At 70.7% G+C, this 6,143-nt stretch carries 6 protein-coding genes and 1 pseudogene; all 7 read left to right on the top strand.

What is annotated here, in order from left to right; all coding sequences use genetic code 11:
- Positions 1–806: pseudogene (carB, locus tag AC08ON_RS04190) on the top strand (carbamoyl-phosphate synthase large subunit); the annotation flags it as partial.
- Complete coding sequence (gene pyrF, locus AC08ON_RS04195; RefSeq protein WP_476606493.1) at positions 803–1,627, top strand: orotidine-5'-phosphate decarboxylase; 825 nt, start codon at positions 803–805, stop codon at positions 1,625–1,627. The pseudogene carB and the gene pyrF, both read left to right, overlap by 4 nt.
- A gap of 227 nt (positions 1,628–1,854) precedes the next feature.
- Entirely contained in the window at positions 1,855–2,172 is a 318-nt protein-coding gene (mihF, locus tag AC08ON_RS04200) for an integration host factor, actinobacterial type (protein WP_011437581.1), read from the top strand.
- A gap of 249 nt (positions 2,173–2,421) precedes the next feature.
- Complete coding sequence (gene gmk / locus AC08ON_RS04205; RefSeq protein WP_476606492.1) at positions 2,422–2,967, top strand: guanylate kinase; 546 nt, start codon at positions 2,422–2,424, stop codon at positions 2,965–2,967.
- A gap of 155 nt (positions 2,968–3,122) precedes the next feature.
- Entirely contained in the window at positions 3,123–3,407 is a 285-nt protein-coding gene (rpoZ, locus tag AC08ON_RS04210; RefSeq protein ID WP_476606491.1) for a DNA-directed RNA polymerase subunit omega, read from the top strand.
- Between the two features lie 18 nt (positions 3,408–3,425).
- Positions 3,426–4,736, top strand: a complete 1,311-nt coding sequence (gene coaBC, locus AC08ON_RS04215; protein WP_476606490.1) for a bifunctional phosphopantothenoylcysteine decarboxylase/phosphopantothenate--cysteine ligase CoaBC — start codon at positions 3,426–3,428, stop codon at positions 4,734–4,736.
- A gap of 41 nt (positions 4,737–4,777) precedes the next feature.
- Positions 4,778–5,974 (top strand): methionine adenosyltransferase, encoded by a 1,197-nt coding sequence (metK, locus tag AC08ON_RS04220; protein ID WP_476606489.1) that lies wholly within the window; start codon positions 4,778–4,780, stop codon positions 5,972–5,974.
- Positions 5,975–6,143: the final 169 nt, after the last annotated feature.

A 6,143-nucleotide genomic window follows, 5' to 3' on the forward strand; every position in this document is an offset into this window, starting at 1 on the left:
CCGCCCGGGTGATGCTCGGCGCGACCATCGACGAGCTGCGGGCCGAGGGCCTGCTGCCGCGCTCCGGCGACGGTGGCACCCTGCCGCTGGACTCGCACATCTCGGTCAAGGAGGCCGTGCTGCCCTTCGGGCGCTTCCGTGACGCCGGTGGCCGCGGCGTCGACACCGTCCTCGGGCCGGAGATGAAGTCGACCGGTGAGGTGATGGGCATCGACGACGGCTTCGGCACGGCGTACGCCAAGTCTCAGGCCGCCGCGTACGCCTCGCTGCCCACCTATGGCCGCGTGTTCGTCTCCGTGGCCAACCGGGACAAACGGGCGATGGTTTTTCCGATCAAGCGGCTCGCGGATCTCGGTTTCGTCGTCTACGCCACCGAGGGGACCGCGGACGTGTTGCGGCGCAACGGGGTCAAGGCGGTCGTCCTCGGCAAGCACTGGGCCCCCACCGAGGGGCTACTCGACTGTGTCGAGATGATTACATCCGGGCAGATCGACCTCGTCATCAACACCCCGTGGGGCGTCGGCCCGCGCCTGGACGGCTATGAGATCCGCACAGCCTGCGTGAGTGCCGGGGTTCCGTGCATCACCACGATCCAGGGTGCGGCGGCCTGCGTGCAGGGCGTGGAAGCGCTGGTACGGGGGGAGCTGGGGGTCCGATCGTTGCAGGAATACCACGCGGCGCTGCGGCAGGCGTGGGGCGGGGGACAACCGGGCGGCTCGCCGCCCGAATCCTCCGGCTCCGCCGCGCCTGAGTCCGCGGCGCCTGAGTCCGCCGCGTTCGGACCGGCGGCCAGGAGGAGCGGATGAGCGCCGGCCGGAGGAGTTCCGGCGGGAGGAGCGCGGCCGCGCCCCGCTTCACCCCGCTGCGGGGCCGGGCGCCGCTGGCGGTCGCGCTGGATGCCCCGGACGCCGCGACCGCGCTGTGCTGGGCCGCCGCGGTCGCCCCCACCGTGGCCGTGCTGAAGATCGGTCTGGAGCTGTTCTACCGGGAGGGCCCGGCAATCGTGACGGCGCTGCGCGCGGCCGGCGTGCTCGCCGGGGCAGGCGGCGCGGCGGTCGCCGCGGGCGGCACCGGGAGTGCCCCGGAGTTGTTCCTCGATCTCAAACTGCACGACATTCCCGCCACGGTCGCCGGGGGAATGCGCTCAATCACCCCGTTGGGCCCTCGTTTCGTGACCGTGCATGCGGCTGGGGGGGCGGCGATGATACGTGCGGCGATCGAGGCGGCCCCGGATGTCGAGGTAGCCGTCGTGACCGTACTCACCTCGCTGGATGTGGCGGCGCTCAGCGCGATCGGGCTCGCCGGACCCCCTTCCGACGCCGTCCGCAGGCTCGCCGTGCTTGCGGTCGAAGCCGGTGCGCGCACCCTGGTGTGCAGTCCGCGGGAGGTTCGAATGGTCCGTATGGAGCTTGGTAGCAATGTGACTCTCATCACTCCAGGCGTGCGACCGGCGGGGTCGGAAACCGGCGATCAGGCCCGAACCGCGACGCCGGAAGCTGCCCTTGTGGGGGGTTCTGACCTGGTCGTGGTGGGTCGCCCGATCACCGGTGCGCCCGACCCCGGGGCCGCCGCGAGGGCCGTCGCCGCAGGTCTCAGCGCTGCCGGCAGGGCTGCTGACCTGCTGTGACGCCGATGGGACCAGGGTGTGTTCGTCCTGGTGCGGTACGAAGCGGTACGGTGGGGCCGCCGTAGACCGAAAGGGTGCGGCACGAGTGGGCCACCCCTTTCGTCCGTCAAAGCCTTCTCTTGTGCTGACAATATGTTCGCATCAGAGTGTTATGGCCAAGGCTGGACTGAGGAGTCCCTTCCTCGCTAGTTTGCGCGGCGCGATCACCGAATTGAGGAGGCGTACCCGTGCCCCTGCCGCCCCTAACGCCCGAGCAGAGGGCCGCCGCCCTCGAGAAAGCAGCGTTGGCTCGTAAGCAGCGTGCGGAACTCAAGGAGCGGTTGAAGAAGGCGGAGACCACGCTGGCCGCCGTCCTGGAACAGGCCGAGGCTGATGAGGTCGTCGGCAAGATGAAGGTTTCGGCTGTTCTTGAGTCGCTTCCCGGAGTGGGGCGCGTACGCGCCCAGAAGATCCGGGAACGGCTCGGGATCAGTCCGACCCGCCGACTGCGAGGACTCGGCGCCAAGCAGCGTGCCGCACTCCTCGAGGAGTTCGGCATGGCCTGATCCGGTGGAGTGGGAAAACCACTCCGCCAGCCCGGATCATGGTTACGGCGGGTAGCGGCGTTGACGGGAGGGTGGCGTCACTCACATTCTTCCGGCGATGTCGCCCTTCCTTCCGGTCGGATCGGGGGCGGCATTTCTTTAACCTCCCCCGATCCGGCCGTCCCTGGGAAACCAGTCCCGTCCTCGTGTCCTCTGGGGACTGATGACCGGGTGCGCGCCGACTGACCGAGAGGTCCTATCGTGGTGCCCGTGGGTCTTACAGTGCTGTCCGGGCCGTCCGGAGTCGGGAAGGGCACCGTCGTCGCGGCAGTCCGGGAACGTCACCCCGAGGTCTGGGTCTCGGTCAGCGCCACCACGCGGCCACCGCGTCCGGATGAGACCGACGGTGTCGAGTACCACTTCGTCGACGCCGAGGAGTTCGCCCGGATGGTCAAGGCCGGGGAGTTCGTCGAGCACGCGATGTTTGCCGGACACGCCTACGGCACCCCCCGCCGTCCGCTTCTCGAAGGGCTCGCCGCGGGTGTGCCCTGCCTGCTGGAGATCGAGCTGCTGGGCGCCCGGCAGGTGCGCTCGGCGATGCCACAGGCCCGTTTTGTCTTCCTCGCCCCGCCCACCTTCGACGAGCTCGTCCGTCGGCTGACCGGTCGGGGGACCGAGTCATCCGAGGTCATCGCCCGCAGGCTGGACCGGGCGCGCATCGAACTCGCGGCCGAGACGGAGTTCGACGACGTGATCGTGAACGACGACGTGCGGTCTGCGGCAGCCCGCTTGGTAGCATTGATGATCGGCTCGTAGGTCCGGCCCACCGGTCGCCCGCGCAGCCGGCATCTCCGTACAGCCCACATGCCGTACAGCCTCCTCCGCGCAGCCCGCCCTGCCCCCGCGTAGCCTGCGCTCTGCACTGTCCGGACGGCGCAGCCGCCTCGGACGTCCCATTCCGGAAGGACATCGTGGCCGGTACCGTCGCCCATCCCGAAGGCATCACCAACCCCCCCATCGACGAGCTCCTCGAGGCGACCGACTCGAAGTACAGCCTGGTCATCTACGCGGCGAAGCGAGCTCGTCAGATCAACGCCTACTACTCGCAGCTCGGCGAGGGTCTGCTGGAGTACGTCGGCCCGCTGGTCGAGACGACCAACGCGCAGGAGAAGCCGCTGTCGATCGCGTTGCGTGAGATCAACGCCGGCCTGCTCACTCACGAGACCGTCGCCGACAGCCTCCCGCCGGTCTCCTGATGTAGGACGATGACCGAGATGTCCGACGCAGAGCGCTCCGGCACCGGGTTGTCCGGCCCTCGGCGTCCCCGGGTCGTGATCGGTGTGGCGGGCGGCATCGCCGCCTACAAGGCGGTGGAGGTGCTCCGCCGGTTCACCGAGTCCGGCCACGAGGTCCGGGTGGTGCCCACGCCGTCGGCGCTGCGGTTCGTCGGCGCGACGACTTGGGCGGCGCTGTCGGGGAACCCGGTCACCACGGACGTGTGGGACGACGCGGACGAGGTCGCCCATGTCCGGATCGGCCGCGAGGCCGACCTCGTCCTCGTCGCGCCAGCCACCGCGGACCTGATGGCCCGCGCGGCCGCCGGGCGCGCCGACGACCTGCTCACCGGCACCCTGCTGACGGCGACCTGCCCGGTCGTCTACGCGCCGGCGATGCACACCGAGATGTGGCAGCACCCGGCCACCCGGGCGAACGTGGCGACCCTGCGGGTGCGGGGAGCGGTGGTGGTTGAGCCGGCGGTGGGCCGGCTGACCGGCGCCGACTCGGGTCCGGGCCGCCTGCCAGAGCCAGCGGAGATCGCCGCGCTCGGCATGGCGGTGCTGGCCCGGGGTGCGGCCGGGGTGCGGCCCGATCTTGCCGGCCGGCATGTCCTGGTCACGGCTGGCGGCACCCGGGAGTACCTCGACCCCGTCCGGTTCCTCGGCAACGCCTCGAGCGGCCGTCAGGGGTACGCCGTGGCCAGGGCGGCCGTGGTGCGGGGAGCCTCCGTCACGGTGGTGGCGGCGAACGTCGCGCTGCCCGAGGTCGCCGGCGCCCGCACGATCCCGGTCACCTCCGCGGCGCAGCTGCGCGATCGGGTCCACGAGGTCGCGCCCTCGGCGGACGTGGTCGTCATGGCGGCCGCGGTCGCCGACTTCCGCCCCGGGGCGCCGCAGGCCTACAAGATCAAGAAGGAGTCCGCGGCCCCGGACTCCATCCCGCTCGTGGCGAATCCCGACGTGTTGGCCGAGCTGCTGGCGAACCGCCCGCCCGGTCAGGTCCTCGTCGGTTTCGCGGCCGAGACCGGCGGTCCCGGCCGCGGGGTACTCGACCACGCCCGGGCCAAACTGGCGCGCAAGCCGGTCGACCTGCTCGTGGTCAACGAGGTCGGCGCCGGCCTCGGATTCGAGGTGGAACACAACGCCGCCGTGGTACTGGACCCCCGCGGTGGCGAGACGGCGATCGAGCACACGAGCAAGGACCTCCTCGCGCATCGGATCCTCGACCTCGTGGTCGGCCTCACGGCCGATCGGACCGATGGAACGCCCGCGGAGGCGCTACGTGTACCCCTCGCGGCACCTCGGTAAGCTTCGTCGGAATCAGCCGGATCACCCAGGGGGTTAGTCCAGTGGCGACGCGCCTGTTCACGTCCGAGTCCGTCACCGAGGGGCATCCGGACAAGATCGCCGATCAGATCAGCGACTCGATTCTCGATGCCATGATCAAGGATGACCCGAAGAGTCGGGTCGCCGTGGAGACGCTCATCACGACGGGTCAGGTCCACGTCGCCGGCGAGGTCACCACGAAGACCTACGTCGACATCGCCTCCGTCGTCCGCGAGCGCATCCTGGAGATTGGTTACGACTCCTCCAAGAAGGGCTTCGACGGCGCGTCCTGCGGCGTCAGTGTGTCGATCGGCGCGCAGTCCCCGGACATCGCCCAGGGCGTCGACACGGCGCACGAGACTCGCGTCGAGGGTTCCGCCGACGACGAGTTCGACCGGCAGGGCGCCGGCGACCAGGGCCTGATGTTCGGGTTCGCCTGCGACGAGACCCCCGAGCTCATGCCGCTGCCGATCGCGCTGGCGCACCGCCTCGCCAGGCGGCTGTCCGCGGTCCGCAAGGAGGGCCAGGTCGGCTACCTGCGGCCGGACGGCAAGACCCAGGTGACCATCGAGTACGTCGACGGGAAGCCGGCCCGGCTCGACACGGTCGTCGTCTCCTCGCAGCACGCCGCCGACATCGACCTGGACACCCTGCTCGCGCCGGACATCGCCGAGTACGTCGTCGAGCCGGAGCTGGCCCTGCTCGAGATCGCCACCGAGGGGCGCCGGCTGCTGGTCAACCCGACCGGCCGGTTCGAGATCGGCGGCCCGATGGGTGACGCCGGCCTGACTGGCCGTAAGATCATCGTCGACACCTACGGCGGTTACGCCCGCCACGGCGGTGGTGCCTTCTCCGGCAAGGACCCGTCCAAGGTCGACCGCTCCGCCGCGTACGCGATGCGCTGGGTCGCAAAGAACGTCGTCGCCGCGGGTCTCGCCAGCCGCTGCGAGGTCCAGGTGGCGTACGCGATCGGCAAGGCGCAGCCGGTCGGCCTGTTCGTGGAGACCTTCGGCACCGGAACCGTCCCGGACATCCAGATCCAGGACGCGGTGACGAGCGTGTTCGACCTCCGTCCCGCCGCGATCATCCGGGATCTGGACCTGCTGCGGCCGGTCTACGCCCAGACGGCCGCCTACGGCCACTTCGGTCGCCCCGAGCTCGATTTCACCTGGGAGTCCACCGCACGCGCCGAGGCTCTCCAGCGCGCCGTCAAGGGCTGACCCGACACTCCTCTCTCGGTCCCCGTGGGATCTCCCCGATCCCCTCCCGGGACCCCTGGCCCGCGGGTCCCGGGAGGGGATCGGGGAGATCCCACGGGGACCGAGAGGCGGGCCAGGGGTCCCGGGAGGGGATCGGGGTGATCCCACGGGGACCGAGAGAGGAGTGTCG

Source organism: Frankia sp. CoWAU3 (assembly GCF_977971855.1).

What these genes read in the sequence shown, in the direction of transcription:
- pyrF (WP_476606493.1), top strand. Translation starts at nt 803, where the DNA reads ATGAGCGCCGGCCGGAGGAGTTCCGGCGGGAGGAGCGCGGCCGCGCCC.
- coaBC (WP_476606490.1), top strand. Translation starts at nt 3,426, where the DNA reads ATGTCCGACGCAGAGCGCTCCGGCACCGGGTTGTCCGGCCCTCGGCGT.